We start from the raw sequence: 25319 nt of genomic DNA, 5'->3' as shown, positions 1-25319 counted from the left end.
CGGCGTTCTCCTCAGAAGGGTTTCACCGCGCCGAGGAAACAGACCGAGGCGATGGTGATCCAGTAGATATAGGCCGCCACCCGCGCGAGCGCGATCTCGCGGGCGAGCGCGGCCTCCTGCGCGGCATCGGGACCCATGGCGAGGATCCGGAAACGCTCGGTCCAGCGCCGCATCACGAGGCGCAGGAACAGCCCGATGCACAGCGCGAAGGCATAGAGCCCCATCTTCGAAGGATACCACAGGTTGCTCGGCCCCGAGGTGATCGGGCCGCTGTCCGCAAAGGCCAGTGCGGCCGCCCCGAACAGCGCGATGATCAGCGGATAGCGCAGCACCTCCTCGGTGCGGGTGACGGCGATGCCGATATCGGTCTCGCGCTTGATGAAGGCCGTCCAGGTCATCGCCAGCCAGACCGCGAAGAAGGCCCACATCCACCACACGCCCGCCCCTTCGAGCATGGGCACGAAGCCGTAGATCTTGCCCATGTGCAGTCCCAGCGGCAGGAGCAGCACGATGCCGGTCCGGGCGAGGATGTCGATGCGGTAGGCGGTCTCCATGTGCCGCCGCCGTTCCTCCAGCGAAAGCGCGGGATTGGTGACGTGATAGCTGGTCTGGAACACACCCCATTCGCCCCCCAGCCAGTAGACCATCGCGAGGATGTGTATCCACCGCAGGATGGCGAGTTCGTTGCTCGCGAGAAATTCCATTGTCGCTGTGACCCCCTCGTTTCAGCGCCCCGTCCGCGCCGTGATCCCTATTCGCGCGAAAGCTTGTCCACGATGTCCATGATCGGCGGATCGTGTGCTTCCATCGCCTCGACCTCCTGCTGGAAGCCGCGCATGATCCGCGCGATGTAGGCGCGCGTCGCCATCCCCCGCTCGTCGCCTGCCTCGCGATCGGGCACGTAGCTCTCGATGTCCTCGCGCGAGAGCGTGCCCTTCGCATCGAGCAGCCGCTCGATGGTGTCCTGCCGCTCGCGCAGCGCGGAAACTTCGGCGGCGAGCGCGAAGACTGTCGAATAGAGCCGGTCGAGCGCGGGGTTGTCGAAGAAGTCGGGACGCTTGCCCTTGGCGCGGCGACCCGAGAGCGCGACCCAGTCGAGCGGGCCCTCGCCCGCGTTCATGCCGCCACCTGCTGTTCGCCCGCGAGCGGCTTCCACGCGCCGTAGGCGTTCCAGATCGCGGCGCGGCCATAGTCTTCCTCGCCCGCGTCGGGTGACGGCGGAAAGATCTCCGGATCGACCACCGCCCGCACCCCGGCGACGAACTGGCAATCGCGCGGGAAGCCGGCCTTCGCCATCACCTCCTTGAGATCCTGTCCGTGCATCGCCGACCAGAAGGGCTCGTTGTTGTTGAACGCGTCCCAGTCGCGCATGAACTGCTCGAACAGCGGCATTTCGTCAGAATATTGCGGCTGCTCGATGTGCAGGATCAGCCCGCCCGGCGCGAGCACGCGGTTGGCCTCGGCGAGGATGCGCGGCATCGACTTCGCCGACAGTTCGTGCAGGAACATGGTGGTCTGCACCCAATCGAAATGCCCGTCGGCCCAGCGCGACAGATCCTCGCCCGAGGCCTGGACGAAGCGGATGTTCTTCACCCCCATCGCCGCCGCCCGGGCCGCGCCATAGCGCAGCGAGGCCGCGGCAGTGTCGATCGCGATCACCTCGGCATCGGGGAAGGCCTGGGCGATCGGCACGGCGTTGTGGCCGATGGTGCAGCCGATATCGAGGATGCGGCGGGGCTTCCAGTCGGGCCGCTCGGACCTGATCCAGCCGACCACCGCCTGCCCGCCGCCGTCGTTCAGTCCGCCGAGCGCGCCGCCGGTGGTCGCGAACAGGCCGACATCGTAGTTCGCCCCGACCGTCACGTCTCCGGCACGCTCCTCGCCGTGATAGCCGCCGGGCTGGCAATGGATATCGACGGCGGTCTGGTATTCGGGCTGCTCGATCGCGGGATCGAGCTCGAGCATCCCCGAATGCTCGTTGAACTGGCGCGCCATGGCATCGAGCTCGTCGAGCTGGCGCAGCACCACCTGGCGTCCGTTGTGCTGGCGCATCTCCATCGAATTGCGCTTGAGCGCCGACCACATGCGGTGCCACGGATCCCGGTTCATCGCGTCGCGGATCTCGTAGCGGTGCTCGGGATCGCGGCCATGCTCGGCCCGGAAGGCCGGCAGCACCCGCTTTTCGTACGCCAGCCGGTTGCCGCCGCCGATGGGACCGGAAAGATAGCGGTTGAAGTGCGTCAGGAAGTTGAAGCGCGCCGCCTCGTCGTGGGAGGTGCGCGGCATCATCGGATGGCGGCTCATCGCGGTGTAGGGCGGGGGCAGGTCTTTGGCCATGGCGGCACCTCTGGGCTGGGCCGGAAAAGTTGTCCGGACAAATTTCACGTGGAACGCGGGTTTGTCAAGCCTCGGGCGATGCGTCCTTGATCTGGATCATACGGTAAGCACGACGCTCTGCACAATCAGCGCGCCCAGCCCTGCACCGCCTCGCCCTTCTGGAGCGCGCGGATCTCGTCCAGATCGCGCGGGGGGTTGAGCCACATCGGCTTTTCCCGCTCCGCCCATGCGCGCAGGCGCGGCGGCAGGGCGGCATTGCTTTCGACCCGCCACGAAAGCAGGTGGTAGATCGCCTGCCCCTTCCCCGCGAACGGCGGAAGCGCGCCATACCGCTGCCACGCCATCTGGTGCGGTTCGGCATTTGTGCCGGCGCGGTGGATGAAGAAGTCGTAGTTCTCCCAAGCCTCGTATCGCCCGCCGCCGGGGAGCGGAAAATCGAGGAACACCGGCGCGGTGATGGCGAGCGTGTCCTTGCCCATCCAGCGCCAGGCCATGCCGGTCTTGGCCTCGATCTTCTGCACCGCGGGCGCAACGCCCTGTTCGACGTCGCCATAGATGCGCCCGTTCTCGTAGCGGTAGGAGATCATCTGGTAGGGGTAGGCGATCGGGTCGACCTTCCGGCCGTTGTACTCGGTCAGGATCTCACCGGTTTCCGGATCGGTGTAGGCATAGGTCTTGCGGGTCAGGTGCACCACCGGATCGCCCGGCTTGGCAGGCCAGAACACCCGGCTGGAATCGAACCCGATCATGCCGAACAGCTTCCTGCCGGTGGGATATTCGTAGATCGCCCCTTCCGACACCCAGTGCACCGGCTCGCCCGTGCCCGCGCGCGCATCGATCCACATGCGGAATTCCTCCGGCGCGGCGGCGCGGCTGTCGGCGCTCGCGGCGGTGGTGGCGGCAGACCCGCCCTGCGGGAGGGCAGGAGCGGCCATTGCCAGTCCCACGGCGGAGCAGACGAGAACAAGAGAGCGCCTGACGACTGGGGACGAATACAGCATGATCGCTCCTGTGCGGTTTCAATCATGCAATTTGTCCGGACAAATGCCGGATGGCAAGCCCCCTTCCTGCACCCCGGCGCAGAGGCTGGCGCTGGAGACCTGCTCACAAACGCGCGGCCGTGGTCAGTTCCGCGCGTGGTCGCAGATGACAAGACAGGCAAAATCGGATGAGGCCTGACCCAGATCTGCGGGATCGCACCACACTACCCGTCCGGGGCCGATGATCCGATCCGCAACCGCCACCTGCCCGGCCAGCGGCACAACCTGGACCTTTCGGCAGCGCGGCAAGTGCGGCTGCCTTGACCTGCCACACGGTGAAATGCGGGCAGCTCGTAAGCAACCGGGGCGCTTCGGCATCGAAACCGGTATCTGGCAGACGTCCGCGCAATTCCGGCGGGTGAGGCAAGCGCCTCGCCAGCGCAAGGCCGGCATCGAGGTGCAGTTCGCGACCCCTCCCGTAATCGAATATCCGATAGGTGACGTCGGCATTCTGCTGGACTTCGATGATCTCCACGCCGGGGCCGATGGCATGAACGGTGCCGGGAGGGATGTGGAAGAAGTCGCCAGCCCGGACCGGGAACCATTCCATCAGGTCGATGATCGAACCGTCGAGCGCCGCGAAACGCAGCGCCTCGGCTGCAACGGGGGCTTTCAGGCCTATGCCGAGGACGGCATCCGCCGAGGCAGCCGTCACCAGCCACCACTCCTCCTTGCCCGATGACAGCCCCGCTCGCCGTGCCGCTTCATCGTCGGGGTGAACCTGCACCGACAGTCGTTGGGAGGTGAAGATGGATTTGACGAGCACCGGCAAGCGCGCATCGGCATGCTGGTGCCACACTTCGCCGATCCTGCGCCCGTCGGCTTGATAGGCCGAAGGCAAGTCTTCTCTGCCCCAGGGTCGTTCGTGTAGCGAGCGTTCGAGGATCGTCATCCGGGCCGCCCCTCCATCTCACACGCCCTCAGGAAGATGGTCGGCAGCACACAGGGCCGCGCCCGTGATCCCGGCATCTTCGCCCATACCCGGCGCTGCCAGATAATCCGGCCGCGCCACCGCATCAGGGGCATATCCCCCGAGATGCCGGACCATTGCTTGCTGCGCTGCGCCGATGATGCCGGGGGCTTTGCAAACGCCTCCCCCCAGAACGATGCGTTGCGGCGATAGTGTCAGCACCAGCTGGCAGCACAATTGTCCGATGTAATCGGCGATCATGAGGAATTCCGGCGCCTCGGGCGCGAAGGTGTCGAGCGACGCGCCGAAACGGGCGGCGATCGCGGGGCCGGCCGTGAGCCCTTCGGCACAATTGTCGTGAAACCGGCAGGTCGATGGCGCGGTATCGCCGGGCAGACGCTGGAGCGCGATATGTCCCATTTCGGGGTGCAGCAATGCCGGCAGCACCGTGCCGTCCACGACAATCGCCCCGCCCCTTGCCGCGGATCATTGCCTCGCGGACCAGCCACGATGCCTGTGCAATTGGCGCGGCGATGCTTCCGCTTGAGCAGCGTTACTAGTCCAGCATGCTTTAGTGCCCGAAGGGCCAGACATCCCGAAAGCCGCCCCTTGAATCAGGGGGGACGCAGCTCGCTTCTGCCCATGAACGAAATCGGTCAGAGGCCATCAACCTCGCAGAGACTTCCAAACCCGCGCGAATTGGAGGCACCCTTCCCCTTTTCTGTCACGCTACCCAGCTGCCATGGAACGTCAGCGGCAGGGCGACATCGCTGCGCCATGAAACGACAGGGCCGTCCGCGATGCGGCGGGCGTCGAAGACGTGGAGCTCACTCGCGCCTGCGGCGAGGTTGAGCGTCGTACCGATCAGGTGATCGCCTGCGGGCACGAATTCCTCGACCAGCTGCTGCGCTCCGAAGTCGAAGCGGTCGGCGCGGCCCCTGTCCCAGTCCCAGATGCCGACCACGCGGGCGAAGGGCCGGTCGTTGCCATAGTCGCCGACAAACACCGTCTGGCTGCGCGGCAGTCCCGCTATCTCCGGGGCGGCTCGGGGGAACTCTGCAGTGATCCCGGCCGGAGCGAGGTCGGCGCGGCCATCGGGCCGCAGGGTGACAAGGGTCAGCGCGGGCATCTCGCCATGCTCGTGCCGCCCCTCGACCAGCGCCGAAGCGCCGAGGATCGGGAAGACCGGGTCCTTGTGGAAGCACCCGTCGAAGCGGATCGTGCCGTCCGCCTCCTCCCACGCATCGCCCAGGTGAAAGAAGAACAGCGGCGGCAGCTCGTATTCGCGGCGCTTGGTGAGGTCGTCCTTGTCGATCACCAGCACACGGGCGCCGCGCTCCGGCTGCCATTCAAGGCTTTGGATATAGGGGACGTGCGACGAGGTCTGCACCCAAGGCTGGCACAGGATCACGAGGTGCCGCGCGGTGGCGGTGAAATCGTGCATGTAGCTCGCCATCGGCAGACGGATGGTTTGGCCGGCCTCGAACTGGCCGGTGGGCGACAGGCGCCAGATGAAGGCATGATCGCCGCCCGAGCCGATGTTCCAGATGCGGCCCGAAGGCTCGACCCGCGGGTGGGCGAGGAAGGGCATCTGCGCAAGGTCGGGCCGGAAGGTCACGGGGCCGCGCGTCGCCAGCGTCTCGGGGTCGAGCGCGAAGGGCGATCCCGCTTCCCATAGCGCGAGTAGCTGGCCTCCGGCCGCGATCACGTGGGTGTTGGCGGCGTTGGCATCGTCCGGCCCGCCAAGCTCGCTGCCGGAGCGCGCCGGGGTGCCGAAACCGGGCTGGACGATGGCGCCCAGCCGCTCCTCGATCCGCCGCTTGGGGGTGTCGACAAAGCGTGCGGCCAGGCTCGCGCGTTCGCCCGCGATCCGCCAGGCGCGCACCAGCCCGTCGCCGTCGAACCAGTGCGAGACGCTGCTGGCCCCGCGCCGAAAGCGCGCGGGGCCATTGCGGTAGAGCGTGCCCGTGAGGGCAGGCGCCCTGCCGTGGAGCCGAGTGAGCGGCCGGGGCGCGATGTCCTCCAGCACATCGGTGAGGCCGAGCGTCCAGTCCGCAGCCGGCTTGATCTGCGCGGCGAGCATGGAGGGCATGGCAGCGGCCCCGGCAGCGAGCATTCCGCGGCGGAGCAGTTCACGGCGGTCGAGCATGGTCCCTAGCTCCCTTACTTGATGGCGATGCGGACGGCGTTAGCCCCTGCGGCGACGGGGAAGCGCGCGGCCTCCCAGCGCGGCGGGCCGCCCTGCGCCTTGGCGTCGTTCGAGAAGGCGAAAGGCTCGAGCGGCATGCCGAAGGGATTGCTGCCCATCTTGCCATCCCCGTCGAGGTCGTGGAACGCCTTGACCGCATAGTCGCCGGGCGCGAGGCCCTCGAATGTGGCGAGGGCGGTGGTGCCCTCGACCGGCACGGCAGCGACGCGCACCGGGCCGCCGTTCTGGTCGTGCGCCGCGGCATTGTCGAAGACGCTCAGCATGATCTGACCCTTGGGGGTCTCGATCCCCTCGAAGCGGATCACGAGCGTTGCAGCCCGCGCCGGCGCGGCGGCGGCAGGCGTGGGGGCGCCGCGGTCGCCGATCGAGATGGCGCATCCGCCCAGCGGCAGTGTGGCGGCAACGATCAGAAGCGGAGTGATGAGGCGGGTGTGCATGTGTCGTGTCTCCTTGATCCCGGCCCTGCCGAAGCGGGCCTTGCGAAACCCCCGATGCCATCGCTAAGGCACGGCGTCGCGCCGACTTTCGCCAGCTGCCGCGCCGGATACGCGAGATGAACCAGCCTGCATTTCACGCTTCGCCAAATGCATCGCGCCTGCGCCGCCGGGCGGTTCGCGGGGTCGTGATCGGGCTCGCGGCGGCTTTCCTGCTGGCCTATCTCGGTGCGCTGGGGACGGGGCCTGCGCCCTTCAGCCACCGGTTGGCCTATTGGGCGGCGGTGATTCTTCCCGGCTCGCTGATCGGCATGGCGGTGCAGGAAATGGTTGGCGCGTGGGGTCGACTCTCCGGCACCCGGGCGGGCGAGATCGTGCTCGTGGCGCTGCTGATCTCGTTCCCGCACAGCTTCATGGTGATCGTCGCCAGCGCGCTGTTTTTCGGCCTTGCCGCGATCACACCGGTGGTGGTCTTCGAGTTCTGGCTGGCGGTGCTGGTGATCGCGCTGGTGCTGACCGCGATCAACCATCTCGCGGCGGTGCCGGATTTGGCGAGCGCAGCCATGCCCGCACCTGCGCCGGAGCCTGAAGCGGCGCCGGCGCCGCATAGCGCCGACACGTCGCCGCTCCCCGCCCTGCCCGAGCTGATAGCCGAGAAGCTCCCGGTGCGGCTCAGGCAGGCGCGGCTGGTCGCGATCGAGGCCGAGGACCACTATCTGCGCATCCACACCGATGCCGGGAGCGACCTCGTGCTCATGCGCATGACCGATGCCTGCGCGCTTCTGCCCGAGACGGCAGGCGCGCGGGTCCACCGCAGCTGGTGGGCGGCGCGCGGCGCGGTGGAGACGCTGGCGCGGCGCGAGGGCAAGGCCGCACTGACGCTGCAGGGCGGGCTCACCGTCCCGGTCAGTCGCGCCATGCAGGCAAGTCTGCGCGAACAAGGCTGGGGCTAGCCCCGCCCCGCGCACCACGCCGCCGCGGCTTCGATCACCGGATCTTCCGCCGCGCCGATCCACGCCGGATCGAAGGGCATCCGCACATCGGGGTCGATCCCCCGATCGGGCTGGGGCGGGCGGGCGATGTAGCCCTTGAGCGGCAGGTCGAATTCGATACCGCTATAGGGCAGCTTCACGAACAGGAAGGCGCCCCCGTTGATGCTGCGCCGGTTGCCGCCGGTGGTCTCGCCGAACAATCGCACCCTGCCACTCGCGCGGGCGGCATTGATGAAGCCGAAGGTCGCCGAGGAATTGGTCGGCCCGATCAGCGCCGCCACCGGGCAGGCGATGCGCTTTGGCGAAGGGTCGATGGCGTTCTGGATCACGTCCTCGCGCGGGCTCCACTCACCGTTGCCGAGCGGCCGCGCGCCCTCGCCCAGATCGTAGAAGCTCCGGTCCCACGTGGTCGAATGCGCGCGCAGCAGCGCGGGCATCTCGGTGAAGCGCAGCCGTGTCTCGAACGGCCAGCCCGCCAGCGGACGGTCGATCAGGCGGGCGATGATCGGATCGCCGCAATCGTCGCCGCCCTCGTTCTCGCGGATGTCGATGACAAGGCCCTTCGCGCCCGCGAGACTGTCGAGCCGCTCCTCCAGCCACCCGCGCCAGTCCCAGGTGCTGTTCCACATCGCCCAGCCGGGCATGGTGAGCAGGCGCACCCCGTCGGGCCGTTCCTCCCAGGTCCAGCGCAGGGCATCGCCGGTGTCGGGAGCACGGGTCATGGCGGCACGGCGCTGCTCGAGATCGATCGCTGGCAATTCGCGGGTCAGACGCCGCCCGTCGGGCGTGCGCAGCGCCGCGCGGTGCAGCCCGTCCCTAGCCGGAGGGGCGACTAAGCCCTGGAAGATGTCGAAGGTCTCGTAGTCCTCCTGCCCCTGCACGCTCAGCAGCGCGCGGCGCTTGCCATCGTTGCTGCCGTCGCCGCGCGTCAAGGGCATCAACGAGGCGAGCAGATCGGCAGCGCGCTGGCCGTTCACGCTCTCGACCTCGCTGCCCGGCACCAGCCCGTGGCCCTCGGTGTCGCGGGTGACGATCATGCGGTTGCCCACCCAGCGGAACCAGAACGGCAGGCGGGTCTTCTGCGCGAACAGCGCCAGCACGTCCGTGTCGTCCTGGTTGAAGAAATTGGCGTAGCTGTGCCCGCAGCGCAGCGTCGTCAGATAGCGCGACAGGGCGAGATAGGCTCCGGCCATGTCCTCGCGCGCCGCGGCCGCGCGATAGGCTTCCTCGAAGGCGATCAGCCCGCGTTCCGCCGCGCGGGGGCTCTGGAAGCGGTAGAGGCCGGGGTGAATGCCCATTGCCGCGCGGATGATCGACAGGTCGATATCGGCGTCGATCCCCGGCCTCAGGTCGAGCAGCGCGGCGGCGGAAGCGCGGGATGCGAGCAACCCGGCAAGCGAGGTTCCGGCAAGGGCGGAGAGAAAATGGCGTCGGTTCATGCCGCCCGCCTATCGACAAGCCCCGCCTCCGGTCGCCTCACATCCGCCAATCGTGCGCGATTTTCATGATCCGAGACTTCGCCGCCATGCCGAGGGGCTGGTGCCGAACCGCTCGGCAAAGGCGCGGTTGAAGCTCGCCTTGGAGGCGAAACCGGTCGCCAGCGCCAGATCGAGCAGGCCCACAGCGGGCGCCACGGCCATGGCCTCGGCCACCGCTTCGGCGCGCATCCGGTTGACGAGGGTGGAAAAGCTCACCCCCAGCCCCTCGTTGCAGGCACGCGAGAGATAGCTGGTGTTGGTGCCAACGAGCCGCGCGGCGCGGGCGAGCGTCAGGTCGCTTTCGCGCCAGACGCCCGCCACGCGCAACTCAGCCTGCCAGCGCGCGCCCAGCGCCGCCCAGTCGTGACCTCCCGGCGGAGGCGTGGGAGGCGTCGGCGCATCGGGCGCGTCCTGCGCCATCGCCGGCCAGGGCAGCGCCGCGTGCCGCCAGCCTTCAATGGCGAGGAACACCGTCACCGCCGCGATCCCGCAATAGAGCGGCATCAGCCCCTCGTAGCCGAGCGGGTGGACCAGATCGACCAGTTCGAACCCCGCCCATCCCGCGAACAGCAGTCCCAGCGCGGCGATGGCGCGGGCTAGCCAGCGGGTGGCGAAGCGCGCATCGTCGCTGCGTTGGTCGCCGAGCCAGCCGGCGTAGCGGCGGAATTCGCGTGCCAGCAGGCCCAGCGCGGCGATAAAGCCGGTCACCAGACCGATTGCCACGGCCGCGTTGATCCAGGGCGCGCTCGCATCGGCCCAGTCCTGCTTCATCGCCAGCGGCAGGCAGAAACCGGCGAACATGACCATGAAGTGCACCGCCCCCGGCACCAGCGCCAGACGCGCGCGGGGCGGCCAGCGCCCGTGCATCAGCGCATGGGCATAAAGGTAGGCGAGCGGCGGCACGAACAGCGGCAGCGCCACGGGGAGGAAGGTCAGCCACGGCCACTGGTCATAAAATCCTGCAAAGCCGATCATCCACGGGGTGATCACTCCCACCAGCACCAGCAGCAGCAGCGCGAGCGTGCGGTTGGCGGCCCGGTTGAGCGCGCTCTGCGCCAAGGCCACGGTGATCGGAATGATCACGAGCACCGCACACAGCAGCACCGCCGAGCGCCAACCGAAAAACAGCTCCATGGAGAAAGGGTGCCGGATTGCCGACGGTACTGCAATTATCAAATCACTGTCGGCGGTTCACGATGCGGCAGGGCTTGCGCGCGCAAGCAGATGCGGACTGTGGGGCCATGTGCAAATCTGCGGCGTCAGGAGACGCAACCCATCCGATGTTCGGAGTTGGCACAGCAGTCGCTCTGTGCCGGGTAATCGCCCTATTCGCGGGTGAATGCGTTCGGAAACAGCAGTCGCAGACAAGCGTCGATATGCTGCTCGATGAAGTCCGCAGCCAGACTGTCTGCCCCGGTTGCAATGCTGTATTCGGGCGCCAGCACGATTGGCAGGGAGAACATTCCCGAGACGAGAAACTTCGCATGGACCAGGTCCATCGGCGGAAAAAGCCCCTCGGCCTGCGCGCGCTGGATCACCGCCATCTGCATGGCGCTCAACCGGCTCTGATGGTTGGCGACAAGCCATTCGAGCCGGTCCGAGTGCTGGGTCCCCTCCTGAAACAGGATGCGCATGTATTCGGGGTGCGCCGCCAGCGCCGTGATGTGCGCCCGCGCCGCAATCCGGTAGAACTCCAGACCTTGCGCGCCAGCAAGCTGGGACGCAAATCCTTGAATGTGCTCTTCCACCCGGCCGCACAGAAGCGCAACGGCTTCCCGCCAGAGCCCTTCCTTCGAGCCGAAGTGATACATGGCGAGCGGCACGGGGACCCCGCTCGCCTGCGCAATCGCCGGCAGGCTGGTGCCGTCAAATCCCCGCTGCGCGAAAAGTTCGATCGCCGCATCGATCACCGCGGTGCGGGTTCTGATCCGCTGACGCTCCCGGGCGCCGGGTCGCCGCGAAGCCGTGCCCTCGTCGCTGACCGCATCATTCATTGACAACCCTTTCAGTCAATGAAATACACTAGCACAGCATGCGGAGAATGCGAGCGCTAACCGCCGTCGCCCAAGGCTGGAGGGTATTCATGCTATCGCTGGAGCCGCGTTCCTCGAACCATTCGCGAGGGCAATGACAGATGGATCAGGTGTTCGAGCTGTTAGCGACGGTCGCCCGCAAGATGGGCGATGGCTCGGGTTTCTGGATCGCTTTCGGCACGTACATGGCGATGATGCTTACCGAGCGCCTGCTTTACCTTTTCCAGGAGCGGCATCACTGGGATGAGGCTGACGCGCGCGCCAATGTCCTCAATTCGACGGTTCTGGCGATCGGGGAAGCGTTGCTGTTCGGTGGCCTCTTCATCGGCGCATACGTGGTTCTGTTCGAGCATGCCCGGCTCTGGACGATCCCCTTCGTCTGGTGGGGCTGGCTGCTGGCTCTGCTGCTCAACGATCTGGCCTATTATGTCGATCACCGGATCGCACACCGCACGGGTCTGTTCTGGGCCATCCACACCACCCACCATTCCAGCCGCGAGATGAACCTGCTGGTTGCAAGTCGCGGCACGCTTCTCGGCCTAGGCGGCCTGATGTCCCCCGCCTTCCTGGTGCTGGCGATCCTTGGCGTCCATCCGGCAATGTTCCTCGCGGCTAAGTTCTTCGGCAACCTGTGGGGGATCTTCAATCACACGAGGCTGGTCCACCGTATGGGGCCGCTCGAGCGCTGGATTGCCACCCCTGCCAACCATCGCGTCCATCACGGCACCGAGGCCAAATATCTCGACAAGAACTACGGCCAGACCCTCATTATCTGGGACCGCCTGTTCGGCACGTGGCAGCCCGAGGAGGAGATGCCCACCTTCGGGTTGGTCAGCCAGCTCGAAAGCAGGCGGATCTGGGACATCCAGACCTCGGGCGCGCAGTGGCTTTGGGGGCGGCTGAAAGCGGCGCCGACTTGGCGCGACCGGCTGCTCTATCTCGTCAAGCCGCCGGGCTGGAGCCACGATGGGGAACACGACACGACCGAAGTTATCGTCGCTCGCGCGGCTGCGGAGCGCGCGCCCGACGCCTGCTTCGACGGCTATCGCGGCGAAGCTTTCTATCGCTGATGAAGCCGCCTCCGAGTGGGCTTCCATCCGACCGCTGTGACCAACTTTATGGGTGTGCTCTCGAACTCACGCACTCACGCCGGCGCTGGCGCGGCCATGCTTCTATGCGGACAGGAGTTCTGCCACGCGGCGTGCCGCCTCCGGTGTCGCGGGGTTGTAGACCAGCATCCCAAGGTCAGGGCGACCCTCGACGGCAAACGCCGAGAACTCGAGTTCGATAATCCCGTGTTCCGGATGCCTCAGGCGCTTCATGCCATCGGCATGAGATGCAACATCATTTTCACGCCAGAGGCTTTCGAACTCGGGGCTGATGCGGCTCAGTTCATCGACGAGGGCCTTGATTTCCGCGCCCGCTCCGGCGCGGGCCGCGTCAGCACGGAAAGCGCCGACCACATATCTGGCGACATTCCACCAGTCATCTTGTGCAGTTCTGGCGACCGGATTGGTGAAGATCAGGCGTAGGACATTGCGCTCCTCGCGAGGGAGGCTGCCGTAATCGGTGAGCAGCCGGGCCGCCGCAGCGTTCCACGCGATCACGTCCCAGGTGGCCGTCTTGATGATCGCCGGGCTGTTCGGCAGGGCGTCAAGCACCCGTTGCAGCCGCGGCGTGACATGATCGGGCCGCGAATAGGTCACCGCCGGTGGCCGCCCGAGGGCAAGCAGAAACAGGTGCTCGCGCTCAGGTTCGGTCAGCATCAGTCCCTTGGCCAGACGGTCGAGCACATCGGCGGACGGCGACCCGCCCCGTCCCTGTTCGAGCCAGGTGTACCAGGTCGGCGAGATATTGGCGCGCTGCGCCACTTCCTCCCGGCGCAGGCCCGGAGTGCGCCGCCGGCCGCCAAAGCCGAAGGACGCCGGATCCATCCGTGCCCGGCGATCCCGCAGGAAAGCCCCGAGCGGTGTGGTTGTGCTGCTTCTTTCCGTCATCGGCGTCCCAGTTGAAAGTTATAACATGATAACGTCACCACTTTAATGAGATGTCTTGTACGCTGAAGGACCCTTCGCAACCATCGTGAAAGGCTCATCATGCGAATATTCCTTACAGGTGCGACCGGCTTCGTCGGCTCGCGGATAACTCCGGAACTTCTGGCTGCAGGGCATGAGGTTGTGGGGCTCACACGCTCCGAAAGCGGCAGGCACCAGCTAGAGGCTGCCGGAGCCCGCCCACACTTCGGGACAATCGAGGATCTCGAAAGCCTTATGGGTGGTGCCGCGCAGGCTGAAGCGGTCATTCACACGGCATTCGACCATGATTTTGCGAACTATGCGGCGAACTGCGAAAAGGACCGCCGCGTGATCACCGCGCTTGGCGGAGTGTTGCAAGGATCTGACCGGCCCCTCATTGTCACCTCCGCCACCGTGCTCGGTGACAGCGGCGATGGCGAGCCCGCGCTCGAAGCCGTGTTCAACGAAGGCGCACCCATTCCGCGCGTGGCGACCGAGCAGGCCGCAAGGGCGGTTCTAAGCTCGGGCGTGGATGTACGGATCGTCCGGCTTCCCCAGGTGCATGATCCGGTCAGGCAGGGCCTAATCACCTTCTACATCGACCACGCCCGCGCTTCGGGCTTTGTTGGCTATGTCGGCACAGGCGATGATCGCTGGGCGGCGGCGCATGTCGGCGATGTCGCGCAGATGTTCGCCGCAACGCTGGAGCGCGGATCGCGCGGCGAGACCTATCATGCGGTGGGCGAGCGAGGCGTCCCTTTCCGGCAGATCGCCGGCGCTGTCGCCGCCGATCTCGACCTTCCGCTGGTCTCCCTCTCACCCGAAGAGGCGGAAGCCCATTTCGGCTGGCTGGCGCTGTTCATCGGCCGCAACGGTGCAGCGTCGAACGAATGGACAAAGGCAAGGCTTGGCTGGGAGCCGAGGGGTCCGGGTCTGATCGCCGATTTGCAGGCCATGGATTACGGGCCTGTAGCGCCGGCAACCTGACCGATGCTGAAAGGGAGGCAGCAAGCCCTCTTGGCGAGACGGCTCGGCCACCGCGGTGCTCATTCACGCATCACCCCGAGAAACGCGCGAAATGCCGCGGTCGGCTGACGTCTGCTGGGGTAATAGAGATAATTGGCAGGCAGCGGGGGCGCCCTGCCCGGCAGCAACTCCACCAATTCGCCCGACCGCAGAAAGGGCTCGGCCTGGGAGCGAAGGAGGCAGCCTATACCGAGGCCTGCGAGGACCGCATCGCGCATGAGATCGACATCGTTGGTCGCAAATGCGCCTGCGACCGATCTCTCGATGCGCTTGCCCTCGTGCTCGAACTCCCAGCGGTGCACCACGCCTGAGGTCGTGTGGCGATAGACGACACAGCGATGGCTGCCGAGATCGTCCGGGCCTTCAGGCACGCCGTGCGACGCAATGTAGCCCGCCGAGGCCACGAAGATCAGAGGCATGGGCTCGCTGATCCGCAACGCAATCATGTCCTGCTGGAGCTTGCCCTCGTGGCGAACCCCGCAGTCGAAGCGCTCGGCAACAATATCGACCATGCCGTCATCGACGACGAGCTCGACCTTTACCCCGGGAGCGATTTCAGCGAGGCGCGAAAGGCGCGGCATGACCACATAGACCGCCGCCGGGCGGTGGGCATTGACCCGGATGGTGCCCGCCGGCTCGTGACGGTCGGCATCCAGCGCGCCGAGCACCTGTTCAACCGATGCCAGCGCCGGTTGCAGGCTGGCGAGCAGCGCCTCACCCGCTGCGGTCGGAGAGACCGAGCGGGTCGTGCGATCGAGCAGTCTGATGCCGAGCCTCGTCTCGAGCGAGCGCATGGCATGGCTCAGGGCGGACGGCGAAACGCCGAGGCGCGCGGCAGCCCTTGCGAAGCTCCCTGACTCGGCGATCTCGGAAAACACCGACAGTCCGGCCCAGATGTCCTTGTCCACTCATGAATTCCATTCAGCAACCCATGCGGTCATCAGTACCTGATGTCATGCTGTTTCCATAGCTACATGGTCGCCGGACACAAAGGGACCTGCCATGAACCTGCGCACATACCGGCCGCTTGGCCAATCGGGATTGCTCGTCAGTCCGCTGTCGTTGGGGACGATGACCTTCGGCACCCCCCGCTGGGGCCTCGACCAGGCCGGCAGCCGCGCGGTCATGGAAAAATACATCGAACTGGGCGGCAACGTCATCGACACCGCCGATGTCTATGCCGGTGGGCAGTCGGAGGAGATCGTCGGGTCCTTCATCGCGGAAAGAGGTTTGCGGGACGAGATCGTGCTTGCGACCAAATCAGGGTTTTCGAACGGCCGGGGCCTGCTGGCCGGGGGGAATGGTGCAAGGCACGTCAACGCCTCGATCGAAGCTTCCCTGAAGCGCCTGCGGACCGATTTCATCGACCTCTACTGGATCCATGTCTGGGACGGTATCACACCGGCTGAAGAACTTCTGCGGACGATGGCGAACGTCATTCGCACCGGCAAGGCAAGGTACTGGGGCATCTCCAACACGCCTGCATGGTACGTCGCGCAGCTCGCGACCCTTGCAGCGGTTCGGGGTCTGCCCGCACCGGTCGGACTGCAGTATTTCTATTCCCTTGCTGATCGGACCGTGGAGAGCGAGCACCTTCCCCTCGCAGAAGCATTCAGCATGGGCCTAATTCCTTGGAGCCCGCTCGCCTATGGCCTGCTGACCGGCAAATATGATCGTGCGGCCGTCGAGGCGGCCGGTTCACGCAAGAGCGGCGTCCCCAATGAGGGGGCCCGCGACGGGAGTGACGGCCCCACAAGCGAAAGGCGGCTTGATGGCGACAATCCCTTCGGCGACATGCTCTTCACCGACCGGAACTGGCGCATAGCGGACGAGGTGAAGCGCATTGCGACCGAGACGGGAGAGACACCCGCGCGCGTGGCCCTCGCCTGGGTCATCGGCCGACCGGGTGTTACCTCCACGCTGATGGGCGTCAGCCGGCCCGCGCAGGTCACCGAAAATGCAGATGCCCTTGGCCTTGCGCTATCTACAGAGCAGCTCACCGCCCTCGACAAGGTGAGCGTCGGCAGCGAGAGCATTCTCTACAGCCTCGCGCGCGCGCCTGCGAGAAACCACGTCGTTTTCGGAGGGGCCGATGTCAGAAGCCGAGGCTGAAGCGAGCGCGACCATCGCGATGGCCTGCGCCACATCAGATCGCTGGACCGGGCAAATCAACCCGGCAATGTTCTGGCAGTCACGCGATGGACCACGAAAGCACGTCAGCCAGTGCCTCGTCCGACCATGTTTCCAGGCGTAGCAGGGCTTCATAAGGATTGCCGGAAAGGTGGAGGACTGCGGCAAAGGCAGGCTCTGTCTTCAGGCCTTTGCGCCGCTCGTCCATAACCAGGGTGCGGAGCGCTTCCCCGCCGATCGAAAGCAGTCGCTGCTCGATGCGAAAGTGACGCCAGCCAATCTGCTCTTCGGTCGGCTGCCGGGATCCGAAGAGTTCGAATGTCCAACCTTCAGCCTCGAAGTTGGCGATGACCGGGCGTCCGCCTGAGACCCATTGCCGGGCTGCGAAACCCGGATGGTTGCCGAAAGCAGCCCGTACGGCGATCGTGAACTCCTTTGGATCCGGCGCGTGACACAGCACGTCTATGTCGCTGTCGGCGAGGTCCAGTCCCAGCGGCGGCGTACCCGCGACATGGGGGTCGAACCGTGCCAGTGAGGACAGCACCCCCACCCCATGCAGCGCGTCCAGATAATGCGGTCTGGTCATGGCAGACGGCTAGCGGGATGAAGCCGGGTCGAACAGGCCGTAGCGGATCATCCGTCCGCGCGGAGCGCTGCTGCGAGCATTCGGGCAAGGCGTGCAATATGATCCCTGTCGGCTCGCCCCCCCACAACCGCCAGACGCCAGTAAAGTGGTGCAGCGATGATATCGGCTGCCGTTTCGCGGTCGACATCAGGCGACAATTCGCCTCGTGCGATGGCACGATCGAGCAAACCGTTGATACGTTCGCGTCTTGCACGCTGGAATGGCCGAACGGCCGCTCCGAGCGCAGGCGTTCGCTCGATCTCGGCGCTGAGGTCCGTGATGATCCGCCGGGTCAGCGGGTACCGGAGCACCCTGCGAAGCGCGAGAAGCAAAGCCTCGAGATCGCCCTCGAGGGAGCCCTGGTCGCCGACATCGGTAATTGTCAGCCCGACACGCGACAGAAGATCCGCCGCCATCGCCGGCTTTTCGGGCCAGCGCCTATAGAGCGCCGCCTTGCCCACTCCGGCCGAACGCGCAACCCGCTCGAGGCCGAGGCCCGAATAGCCGGCGCGAGCCCATTCCTCGAAGAACGCCCGCGTCAGGGCCTCCGTGACGTCAGCACGCATGATGGCCGCGCCGCTCGGAGCGCGGCTCTTCGCACCAATGTCGTCGGAACGGTTGCGTTCCATCGAAATTCCCCTACATATGGACGGAACGCAGTCGTTCCGACGGATCGGAGATAGATCATGAGTGATGATATTGAAAGCTTTTCGGTCATGCTTCGCAAGGCACTCGGCGACCGAGTTGAACAGGGCGCCAGCTCCTTCATCGACATGATGGCCGAACACGCGGTGATGGAGTTTCCCTATGCACTGCCCGGTCTGCCCCTTCGCCTCGAGGGCCGGGACGCTGTCGCGCGCCATCTGGAAAGGGCGGCAGGCCTCATCGCCTTCGACCGGATGGGCGCGCCGACCGTCCATCCCTCGACCGATCAGGACCTCGTCATCATCGAGTTCGACGGCTTCGGTTACGGTGTGGAAACGGGCGAGCCCTATGATCAACGCTATATCTCGGTGGTCCGTACCGAAAACGGCCGCATCACCCATTATCGCGATTACTGGAACCCGATCGCTGTGCTGCGCGCAACGAAGGGCGCGGCGTATGTCGATGCACTGGTAAGCGTGGATGCCGGTCGTGATTGATCGGGTCCTCGTCACCGGCGGCACGGGAAAGACCGGCCAGCTCGTCGCCCGGCAGCTGTCGCTTCGCGGGATCGAGGCACGGATCGCAACGCGAAATCCTTCCTCGGCCGATCAGATCCGGTTCGACTGGACCGACCCTGCGACCCACGGCCCGGCGCTCGAGGGCATCGGCGCCGTCTATATGGTCGCTCCGACCGACCGGACCGAGCAGCTGCCGGTTATCCGCCCGTTCCTGGAGCAGGCGGTGTTACAGGTTCCCGGCCGGCTGGTGTTGCTGAGCGCCTCGTCGCTCGAGGCCGGCGGCCCGATGATGGGGGGAATTCACGCGTGGCTTGCCGCCAATGCGCCGCTCTGGACGGTTTTGCGTCCGAGCTGGTTCATGCAGAATTTCACGACCCAGCATCTGCCGTCGATGCTGCACGAGGGGTGCCTCTATTCCGCGACAGCGGACGGGCGCGTCCCTTTCATCGATGCCGCGGACATCGCCGCCGTGGCGGTGGAAGCCCTGGCTGATCCGGCGCTTGCTTCGCGTGATTATGTGCTCACCGGTCCCGAGGCCTTGACCTATCACGAGGTGGCGCAGGCGATCAGCGCCCGGATCGGCAGGCCCGTCCGGCACTGCCGGCTGTCGGTGTGCGAACTGGCCTCGCGCTACGCCACTTTCGGTGTTCCCGAAGCCTATGCCCTCACGCTTGCCCGCATGGACGAGGCCATTGCCCATGGCGCCGAGGACCGGACCACCGATGAGGTGCAGCGGATAACGGGACGGCCCCCGCACAGCTTTGCAGACTTCCTCGAAGATCAGCGTGCCGTATTCGCCTCGCCATTGGCTTAACAGCCCAGTCTCAGCGGCGTATGAAGCCCGCTATCGTCGGGACGACAGCTTCGGCGAGCGGGAGGTCCGGGTTGCCATAGGTGACGAGGTTGTCCGCCGGACTGCTTCCCGCGACGTCCTTCAGCACGTGATTGGCGTCAGGCAGGATCTCGAGCACGGCGGACGGATTGGCCGCCGCCAGCCTTCTGGCATCCTCGGCGGGCACCTGCAGATCCTTGCCCCCCTGCACGATGAGCATCGGCAGATCAGCGCGCTTCGCCAGTTCTGACGGATCAAGCGCGAAGGCGCTGATCAGATAGTCCTGGACCGCCGGGCCGAACAGGGGCAGCAACGGCTGCGGCAGGGTCTCGGCTTCGACCTTCTCGCCAGCTGTCAGGCGATCGATCGCAATCTCGGCTGCGGGGAGCAGGGACGCGTTCGCAGGGTTGGCACGAAGCTGTGCCCTGATCACCTCCCCCATCGGCTTTCCGGGGGCGGCGATCAGCACGAGGCCGCACAGCCCCGGGACCTCCTGCGCCGCCGCGAGCGAGACAAGCCCCCCTTCGCTATGCCCGATCAGCCAGACGCACGGGGTGCCGGTCTCCTCGCGGGTCCGGCGCACCCACGTGGCGATGTCGGACACGTAATCGGCAATCGTGACGGCATTGGCGTCGGCAACCGCCGCGTCGCTGCCGAACATGCCGCGCTTGTCGATGCGCACGGTGGTGATGCCGTTTGCCGCAAGCCCTTGCGCCAGAAGGCGGTAGCTTGCCGCCGCAATCCCCATAGGACTGTTTCCGTCGCGGTCGGTCGGGCCGGAGCCCGGAATGATCAGGGCAACCGGTCCTTCGCCCTCGATGCTGCGCGCCATCGTTCCCGCCAGCGCGCCTTGTGGCCCGGGTGCCTCGATCGGAACTTCCGCAGGGGCTGTCCCCGCTGCGGCGGGATGAGCAAGCGCCGCAGCACAGGCCAGGATGATGGCAGGCTTGTTCATGAAAACCCCGTCGGCGCTGGTGTGCTGCTGGCTGTCACGTCTAGCAGGTGCAGGACAGCGGAGCTAACCGCGCAAGGCATGATGCTTTGCCCGCACGACAAGGCGCAGGGCGCGCAGTCTCGCTCTTGCTGCGCCTTACCGGGCGGGGCTTGCGCAGCACGGCCCTGCGTCCGGCGGCGGCTCATTGGCCGGAGGCGGATCGCCGCAACACCGGCACGGTCCGGGATTTGCGGTGTTGCGCGTCGTGGCTGTCGACCCAAGTCCGGACTCCGCAACAAACGGAGATCAGACCATGCAATGGGAATACAAGCTTTTCACCGAAACCATGGATACCGATCAGTTGAACGCGCTCGGTGCCCAGGGCTGGGAACTCGTGATGGTCGTCTCGCCCGCCCATTTCGTGTTTCACTACTTCTTCAAGCGCGAAGTGCGGGGCTGATTGCGGGAGGCCGTCCGGTCCGACAGCTTCATGCAACCGCGCCTGCGCTTCGGGACTGATCGAGACGGGCACGGGAATGACGCGTTCCTCGACCTTCACTCGCGAGTGTTCGCCAGCGGTTTCGGTAATGGACATCACAAACTCCAGGTTCTCGTGCGAGAGCTTGCCACGCGACGACTACAAGCCGGTTATGGCCACCTTCGTCGGAAAGCTCACAAGCCCGCCCGTTCGGATCGCTCGCTTGCAAGCGCCGGTGTCCGCGGGGGACCGGACACGCGCGTGGTCCACCAGATGACCGCGGTGATGATCGCGAGCCCTGCGCTCGGGACCAGGTTGGCAGGCGTGCCGACAATCTCGCCGCGGCTGCCAAGATCACCTCCCAGATCCATGTGGAGCGTCGTGGCAAGAACAAGGCCACTGACATTGTAGACGCCGTGCAGCACCACGGCGATCTCAAGGCCACCCGTCCTCCAAGTGATGATCGCCAATGCGGCGAAGAGCACCAGATAGGAGCCAAGGATGTAAGGGTCGAGGCTGCCGTGGAAGAGCGAGAAGAGGACGGTCGTAAGCGTGATACCGAGGACTGCGCCTGAACGGGAACCGCGGGTCCAGCTACCGATCACACGGAACATCAGGCCACGCACTCCATATTCCTCGCCAGCGGCAGCCAGCGGGGTGAACGTCATGCCGATGATGAAAAACGCAATGAGGTCGGCGGTGCTCCATGGAACCCGGCCATCAGGCGCAAGAAAGCCGACGGACATGACAATAAGCACCATGGGGCCAAATACGATCAATGCGCGGCCGAAAACGCCGAAGCGGAAGCGGCCTTCGACCGAATGCAAGGTGTTCGCCGGGACCCCATAGAGCCAGCGCTGGAGCAGCATGCTGTAGGGAATGAGGAGGCCGAGCGAGAGCGCCCCGGCGGCATGCTGCAGGGGCGTGAAGCCGGTCCGTCCCAAAAGCTGGCTGTCGATTGCCGAGGCGCCGGCAAGGCATGCCTGCGCTAGACCGATGAGGCCCGCGAACAGGAGGATAATCGCGGCCATGCCCCGGATGATGCGGCGCTTTCCGACGGCATAGACCCGATGATATTCGACCCCGGCAGGCAGGCCAGACGCCTCGCCGGACCTGTCAGGCCGAAGAAGACAGCTTTCGTTCTTTTGCTGAATGATCCCGCGCATGGGCGGCTGCTGGCGCACGCAGATTGCGTGAACATGGCGCCCGGCTGCGCCGCCCATTGCCCCGCAAAGGCCGGTCATGCGGTTCGCCGACAAGTCCCATGTGCCTCGGGAGGCGGTCAGGGACGATCGTCCATGTCTAAGCTGATGCGTCCATTGCTCGGACCAAGGCCGCCTCGTCTGTCCTCAGCGTCAGCACTTCGACCCCGTCCGAGGTCACTGCCACGGTGTGTTCGAACTGGGCAGACAGGCGTCCGTCGCGTGTCCTCACGGTCCAGCCGTCATCGTCCGTGACCACGTGCCGCCGACCGGCATTGATCATGGGCTCGATGGTGAAGACCATGCCCTCGCAAAGCCTCATGCCGGTGCCCGGACGGCCGAAATTGAGGACCTGCGGCTCCTCGTGCATCTCGCGGCCGATCCCGTGACCGCAGTAGTCCCTGACCACCGAGCAGCCATTTCTCTTCGCATGCGCTTCGATGGCGAAGCCCACATCTCCGAGCCGGGCGCCCGGACGCACTTGGCGAATGCCGGCCCACATCGCCTCATTGGCGATCCGGACAATCCTCCTCGCAGCCCCCGACGCATTTCCCACGACCCATGTCTTGCTCGAGTCCGCAATATAGCCGTGCTTTTCCAGCGTGATGTCCAGGTTGATGATGTCCCCGTCACGAATGATCTCGTTCGCATCAGGCACACCATGACAAACGACATCGTTCAGCGAGCAGTTGAGCACGAAGGCAAACCCGTACTGACCCTTGCTGGCGGGGCGGGAAGCAAGGCCGACGGTGATGTACCGCTCGACCAGGTCATTGACCTCGAGGGTCGACATGCCTGCAAGGTCAAGACCGTCCAGCATCTCGAAAACCGACGCCAACAGGCGTCCTGATATCCGCATCAGGGCAATTTCGTCAGGCGTCTTGACCATGTCAGGCCGCCGCACGTTCGTCGGGTTCGGGCACCTGGACGCTGGCCAGTTGCTGGCTGATGATCTCGTTGAACGTGAGTGTCGGACTGGCCTCGGCAAGCCTGCCGATCTTCATCCAGAATTCGGCCTGTGCATTGATGGACCGGCACATCACGGCGCTGGCCCGCCGCACCTCTTCGTGCAGTGCGTCGTCGATCTTGACTATTCCCAAAGCGACCTCCACTTGTGTACGGATCGTATACGCTTCGTATATAACGCGGTCAACCCGATCCGCGTCTCTGGCAGCTCTTGCCCGAAGACCCTGTGCAAGCCGGTGAGCCCTGTTCCTGCACTGCACGTGGCATAGCCGTCGATCGTTCAGGCTCTGGCTAGATTGGTGTTTCCAGTCGGGCGCGCGCGGCGGTGCGAGCGCTCCGCGGCCAAAGGCGCTGAGTTGGCCCCAAGACGGGTTCGATCAGTCGATCCGGACCGATCGTTGAATGCAGTCCATCGAGCGTATTCGCCGCTCGGCAATGAACGGGAAAAGCTGTGAGAATCTTGCTGGTCGAAGACGAGCTCCGGCTCGCCGAATCCGTCTGTGCGGTCCTCGGGAAGGAGAGGTTCATCGTCGATCACGTCGATCGGCTTGCAACCGCTCGAGAGGCCGGGCTGATGGCCGTCTACGATCTGGCATTGCTCGACAGGAAGCTCCCCGATGGTGAGGGGCTGTCGCTGGTTCATGACTTGCGCGCCCGCAATCCGGGCATCCACATCATCGTGCTGAGCGCGTTCGGCGAAGTGGCCGACCGTGTGGCCGGGCTGGACGAGGGAGCGGACGACTATCTCGTCAAACCCTTCGCAATGGACGAAATGCTTGCGCGCATCCGCGCCGTTCGCCGGCGCCCGGCTCAACTGGAAGGCGCCGAGATCCGCGCAGGGGCGGTGGTGTTCGATCTGGCCAACGAGGAAGTCGAGGTTGAGGGGGGGCGGCTCGACCTACCGCGCCGCGAACTGCGTGTCCTTGCCGCATTGATGAAACGTCGCGGCAGGACTGTGCTGCGCGAAACGCTCGAGCAGGCCGTGTTCGGCTTTGACGACGAAGTGCAGTCCAACACGCTGGATTCGCATATCTCGCGGCTGCGGAAAAAGCTGGCGGCATCGGGCGCCGGGGTCGAGATACACGCGATCAGGGGTGTGGGATATCTGCTCCGGGAGGGCGCATGAAGCGCCCCCCTTCCCTCCGGCGCCCGCTGATCATCTACCCGCTCGCCGTCAACTTCGCGATCCTGATCGTCTCTTTCGCGATCATCGTCGCGGTGGCGATCCGCTTCGACAGCGGCGGGCCATACACCGACGAACGGATCATCCCGGTGATCGCGGGGGCAATCGAGCGCGACGAGACCGGGCAGCTCTCCGTGACGATCACGCCCGAACTGGCCGAACTGAGGGCCGGGACACCGCAGCTGTGGTTCTTGGCAGAGGACGATACCGGCGCCAGCGTCAGTTACGGGCCGGTGCCGCGGCACTACAGTTCGCTCGTAGGACGTCTCGGGGATCTGTCCTTCGCCCAGTTGCGCGACAGAAAACCGCCCTACGCGCTCGCTGCGGTCGCCAGGAGGCACAGGACCGACATCGGGGAACTCACGATCCTCGGCCATGGCGCCCTTTCGGATCTCAACCTGATTGTGTTCCTCGCTTCCAACGTGATTGTCCTGCCGATCTTCGTGCTGCTGGCGTTGGCCTCGCTTGTGGTGACACCCTGGATCGTGCGGCGCTCGCTCGCAGGAATCCACCGGATCGCGCGCGAGGCGGAGGCGATCGATGCCGATACGCGCGGACGATACTTGAGCGAGAACCATGCGCCCCGGGAAATCGCGCCGCTCGTCAGCGCGGTGAACGCAGCCCTGCGGCGGCTGGATGAAGGTCAAGAGCGGCAGAAACGTTTCTTCGGCTACGCCGCGCACGAACTTCGCACGCCGATCGCGGTGCTCCAGAGCAAGGTGGAGAGCTCCGAGAGCGAGGTCACCCGCGCCCTGGCAAGCGACATCCAGCGCCTCGCGACGCTCGCCGAGCAACTGCTCGACATCCAGCGCATGGAGAACCATGCCGATCGCAGCCGCTTCGATCTGGCCGCGCTGATCCGCGGGGTCGTGGGGGACATGGCGCCGCTGATCATCGCGGGCGGGCAGACCATCGCGGTCGAAGGTCTGGAGGATGCGCCGTGCCTCGGCGATCCCTCGGCGATCGAACGGGTCGTCATGAACCTCGTCCAGAACGCCGCCCGGCACGGGGGGCGCAAGATCATCGTTCGGGTGAACGCTTCGAGCTTCGAAATCGAGGACGATGGTCCGGGGATTCCGCCCGAAGAACGCGAACGGGTTTTCGAGCCGTTCCACAGGCTGAGCCCGTCCGTGTCCGGGAGCGGCCTTGGCCTCACTCTCGTGCGGGAGGTGGTGGCCCGCCAGAGCGGCAGGATCGATGTTCTCGCCGCCCCCGGAGAAGGGGCGCTGGTGCGGGTCACGCTCGATGAGCCCCGGCTCGGCAAGGCAACCTGACCGGCGCCCGACAGAGTGTGACCCACAACAGATTTCGTCGCTCGAATATGACGTCAGG

28 protein-coding genes are annotated in these 25319 nt (G+C 65.8%); 8 read left to right on the top strand and 20 right to left on the bottom strand.

Translation table 11 applies throughout. The features are described from left to right. Positions 1-11 precede the first annotated feature (11 nt). The 8 genes from CBR61_RS08610 to CBR61_RS08575 form a co-directional block, all read right to left on the bottom strand. Positions 12-704, bottom strand: coding sequence for a hypothetical protein (locus CBR61_RS08610; protein WP_088913986.1), 693 nt, complete (start codon positions 702-704; stop codon positions 12-14). Positions 705-751: 47 nt separating this feature from the next. Then, on the bottom strand, positions 752-1120 hold the full coding sequence (locus CBR61_RS08605; protein ID WP_088913985.1) for a hypothetical protein: 369 nt from the start codon (positions 1118-1120) through the stop codon (positions 752-754). Next, the gene (locus tag CBR61_RS08600; protein ID WP_088913984.1) at positions 1117-2337 is read right to left on the bottom strand and encodes a class I SAM-dependent methyltransferase; all 1221 of its coding nucleotides are present in this window, start codon (positions 2335-2337) and stop codon (positions 1117-1119) included. The genes CBR61_RS08605 and CBR61_RS08600 overlap by 4 nt, the downstream gene beginning before the upstream one ends. Before the next feature lie 125 nt (positions 2338-2462). Beyond that, on the bottom strand, positions 2463-3272 hold the full coding sequence (locus tag CBR61_RS08595) for a DUF1838 family protein (protein ID WP_088913983.1): 810 nt from the start codon (positions 3270-3272) through the stop codon (positions 2463-2465). A 169-nt stretch (positions 3273-3441) separates the two neighbouring features. Then, entirely contained in the window at positions 3442-4269 is an 828-nt protein-coding gene (locus tag CBR61_RS16790; protein ID WP_157696540.1) for a class I mannose-6-phosphate isomerase, read from the bottom strand. An 18-nt stretch (positions 4270-4287) separates the two neighbouring features. Then, entirely contained in the window at positions 4288-4752 is a 465-nt protein-coding gene (locus tag CBR61_RS08585; RefSeq protein WP_088913981.1) for an ROK family protein, read from the bottom strand. Positions 4753-5011: 259 nt separating this feature from the next. Continuing rightward, a complete protein-coding gene (locus CBR61_RS08580; RefSeq protein ID WP_088913980.1) occupies positions 5012-6436 on the bottom strand; it encodes a carotenoid oxygenase family protein in 1425 nt (474 codons plus the stop codon). A 14-nt stretch (positions 6437-6450) separates the two neighbouring features. Then, positions 6451-6933 carry a DUF2141 domain-containing protein gene (locus CBR61_RS08575; protein WP_088913979.1) on the bottom strand — a complete coding sequence of 161 codons (483 nt, stop codon included), beginning with the start codon at positions 6931-6933 and terminating at the stop codon, positions 6451-6453. A 116-nt stretch (positions 6934-7049) separates the two neighbouring features. On the opposite strand from CBR61_RS08575, the gene CBR61_RS08570 reads away from it, so the two are divergent. Then, entirely contained in the window at positions 7050-7883 is an 834-nt protein-coding gene (locus CBR61_RS08570) for a LytTR family DNA-binding domain-containing protein (RefSeq protein ID WP_088913978.1), read from the top strand. On the opposite strand, the gene CBR61_RS08565 is transcribed toward CBR61_RS08570, so the two are convergent. The 3 genes from CBR61_RS08565 to CBR61_RS08555 all read right to left on the bottom strand — a co-directional run bounded on the left by CBR61_RS08565 (position 7880) and on the right by CBR61_RS08555 (position 11394). Then, on the bottom strand, positions 7880-9361 hold the full coding sequence (locus CBR61_RS08565) for a S41 family peptidase (RefSeq protein ID WP_088913977.1): 1482 nt from the start codon (positions 9359-9361) through the stop codon (positions 7880-7882). The genes CBR61_RS08570 and CBR61_RS08565 overlap by 4 nt on opposite strands. A gap of 63 nt (positions 9362-9424) precedes the next feature. Further along, on the bottom strand, positions 9425-10534 hold the full coding sequence (locus CBR61_RS08560; protein WP_199797424.1) for an AraC family transcriptional regulator: 1110 nt from the start codon (positions 10532-10534) through the stop codon (positions 9425-9427). Between the two features lie 191 nt (positions 10535-10725). After that, a complete protein-coding gene (locus tag CBR61_RS08555) occupies positions 10726-11394 on the bottom strand; it encodes a TetR/AcrR family transcriptional regulator (protein ID WP_088913976.1) in 669 nt (222 codons plus the stop codon). Between the two features lie 140 nt (positions 11395-11534). Between CBR61_RS08555 and CBR61_RS08550 the strand changes: the two genes are divergently transcribed. Then, on the top strand, positions 11535-12503 hold the full coding sequence (locus CBR61_RS08550) for a sterol desaturase family protein (protein WP_088913975.1): 969 nt from the start codon (positions 11535-11537) through the stop codon (positions 12501-12503). Between the two features lie 102 nt (positions 12504-12605). Here the strand turns inward: CBR61_RS08550 and CBR61_RS08545 are convergent, their stop codons facing one another. Beyond that, on the bottom strand, positions 12606-13430 hold the full coding sequence (locus CBR61_RS08545) for a helix-turn-helix transcriptional regulator (protein ID WP_088913974.1): 825 nt from the start codon (positions 13428-13430) through the stop codon (positions 12606-12608). A gap of 99 nt (positions 13431-13529) precedes the next feature. Here CBR61_RS08545 and CBR61_RS08540 point away from each other — a divergent pair, with 99 nt between their 5' ends. Next, entirely contained in the window at positions 13530-14435 is a 906-nt protein-coding gene (locus CBR61_RS08540) for an SDR family oxidoreductase (RefSeq protein WP_088913973.1), read from the top strand. Between the two features lie 59 nt (positions 14436-14494). Here the strand turns inward: CBR61_RS08540 and CBR61_RS08535 are convergent, their stop codons facing one another. Beyond that, a complete protein-coding gene (locus tag CBR61_RS08535) occupies positions 14495-15382 on the bottom strand; it encodes a LysR family transcriptional regulator (protein WP_088913972.1) in 888 nt (295 codons plus the stop codon). Positions 15383-15476: 94 nt separating this feature from the next. Here CBR61_RS08535 and CBR61_RS08530 point away from each other — a divergent pair, with 94 nt between their 5' ends. Beyond that, positions 15477-16586, top strand: coding sequence for an aldo/keto reductase (locus CBR61_RS08530; RefSeq protein WP_088913971.1), 1110 nt, complete (start codon positions 15477-15479; stop codon positions 16584-16586). A gap of 79 nt (positions 16587-16665) precedes the next feature. Here the strand turns inward: CBR61_RS08530 and CBR61_RS08525 are convergent, their stop codons facing one another. Together CBR61_RS08525 and CBR61_RS08520 are read right to left on the bottom strand one after the other, a co-directional pair. Then, positions 16666-17190, bottom strand: coding sequence for a DUF4269 domain-containing protein (locus CBR61_RS08525; protein WP_088913970.1), 525 nt, complete (start codon positions 17188-17190; stop codon positions 16666-16668). 47 nt (positions 17191-17237) lie between these two features. Beyond that, a complete protein-coding gene (locus CBR61_RS08520) occupies positions 17238-17858 on the bottom strand; it encodes a TetR/AcrR family transcriptional regulator (RefSeq protein ID WP_233996676.1) in 621 nt (206 codons plus the stop codon). 57 nt (positions 17859-17915) lie between these two features. Here CBR61_RS08520 and CBR61_RS08515 point away from each other — a divergent pair, with 57 nt between their 5' ends. Beyond that, complete coding sequence (locus CBR61_RS08515; RefSeq protein WP_233996675.1) at positions 17916-18371, top strand: nuclear transport factor 2 family protein; 456 nt, start codon at positions 17916-17918, stop codon at positions 18369-18371. Further along, positions 18355-19206, top strand: coding sequence for an NmrA family NAD(P)-binding protein (locus tag CBR61_RS08510; RefSeq protein WP_233996674.1), 852 nt, complete (start codon positions 18355-18357; stop codon positions 19204-19206). The genes CBR61_RS08515 and CBR61_RS08510 overlap by 17 nt, the downstream gene beginning before the upstream one ends. 10 nt (positions 19207-19216) lie before the next feature. On the opposite strand, the gene CBR61_RS08505 is transcribed toward CBR61_RS08510, so the two are convergent. From CBR61_RS08505 to CBR61_RS08490, 5 genes are all read right to left on the bottom strand, one after another. After that, positions 19217-20179: an alpha/beta hydrolase gene (locus tag CBR61_RS08505; RefSeq protein WP_088913968.1), complete on the bottom strand. Its 963-nt coding sequence runs from the start codon at positions 20177-20179 to the stop codon at positions 19217-19219. Between the two features lie 181 nt (positions 20180-20360). Next, positions 20361-20753 carry a hypothetical protein gene (locus tag CBR61_RS16785; RefSeq protein WP_157696538.1) on the bottom strand — a complete coding sequence of 131 codons (393 nt, stop codon included), beginning with the start codon at positions 20751-20753 and terminating at the stop codon, positions 20361-20363. Between the two features lie 77 nt (positions 20754-20830). After that, positions 20831-21895, bottom strand: a complete 1065-nt coding sequence (locus CBR61_RS08500) for a CPBP family intramembrane glutamic endopeptidase (RefSeq protein WP_199797423.1) — start codon at positions 21893-21895, stop codon at positions 20831-20833. A gap of 43 nt (positions 21896-21938) precedes the next feature. Continuing rightward, on the bottom strand, positions 21939-22727 hold the full coding sequence (gene map, locus CBR61_RS08495) for a type I methionyl aminopeptidase (protein WP_088913967.1): 789 nt from the start codon (positions 22725-22727) through the stop codon (positions 21939-21941). 1 nt (position 22728) lies between these two features. After that, positions 22729-22938 carry a ParD-like family protein gene (locus tag CBR61_RS08490; RefSeq protein WP_088915538.1) on the bottom strand — a complete coding sequence of 70 codons (210 nt, stop codon included), beginning with the start codon at positions 22936-22938 and terminating at the stop codon, positions 22729-22731. A 317-nt stretch (positions 22939-23255) separates the two neighbouring features. On the opposite strand from CBR61_RS08490, the gene CBR61_RS08485 reads away from it, so the two are divergent. After that, complete coding sequence (locus CBR61_RS08485) at positions 23256-23930, top strand: response regulator transcription factor (RefSeq protein WP_088913966.1); 675 nt, start codon at positions 23256-23258, stop codon at positions 23928-23930. After that, positions 23927-25261, top strand: coding sequence for a sensor histidine kinase (locus CBR61_RS08480; RefSeq protein WP_088913965.1), 1335 nt, complete (start codon positions 23927-23929; stop codon positions 25259-25261). The genes CBR61_RS08485 and CBR61_RS08480 overlap by 4 nt, the downstream gene beginning before the upstream one ends. Positions 25262-25319: the final 58 nt, after the last annotated feature.

Origin of the sequence: Porphyrobacter sp. CACIAM 03H1 (assembly GCF_002215495.1) — a bacterium.
Lineage (GTDB): Bacteria > Pseudomonadota > Alphaproteobacteria > Sphingomonadales > Sphingomonadaceae > Erythrobacter.
Note: the sequence above shows the minus strand (reverse complement) of the source record. Positions and strands in the feature narration are given on the sequence as shown.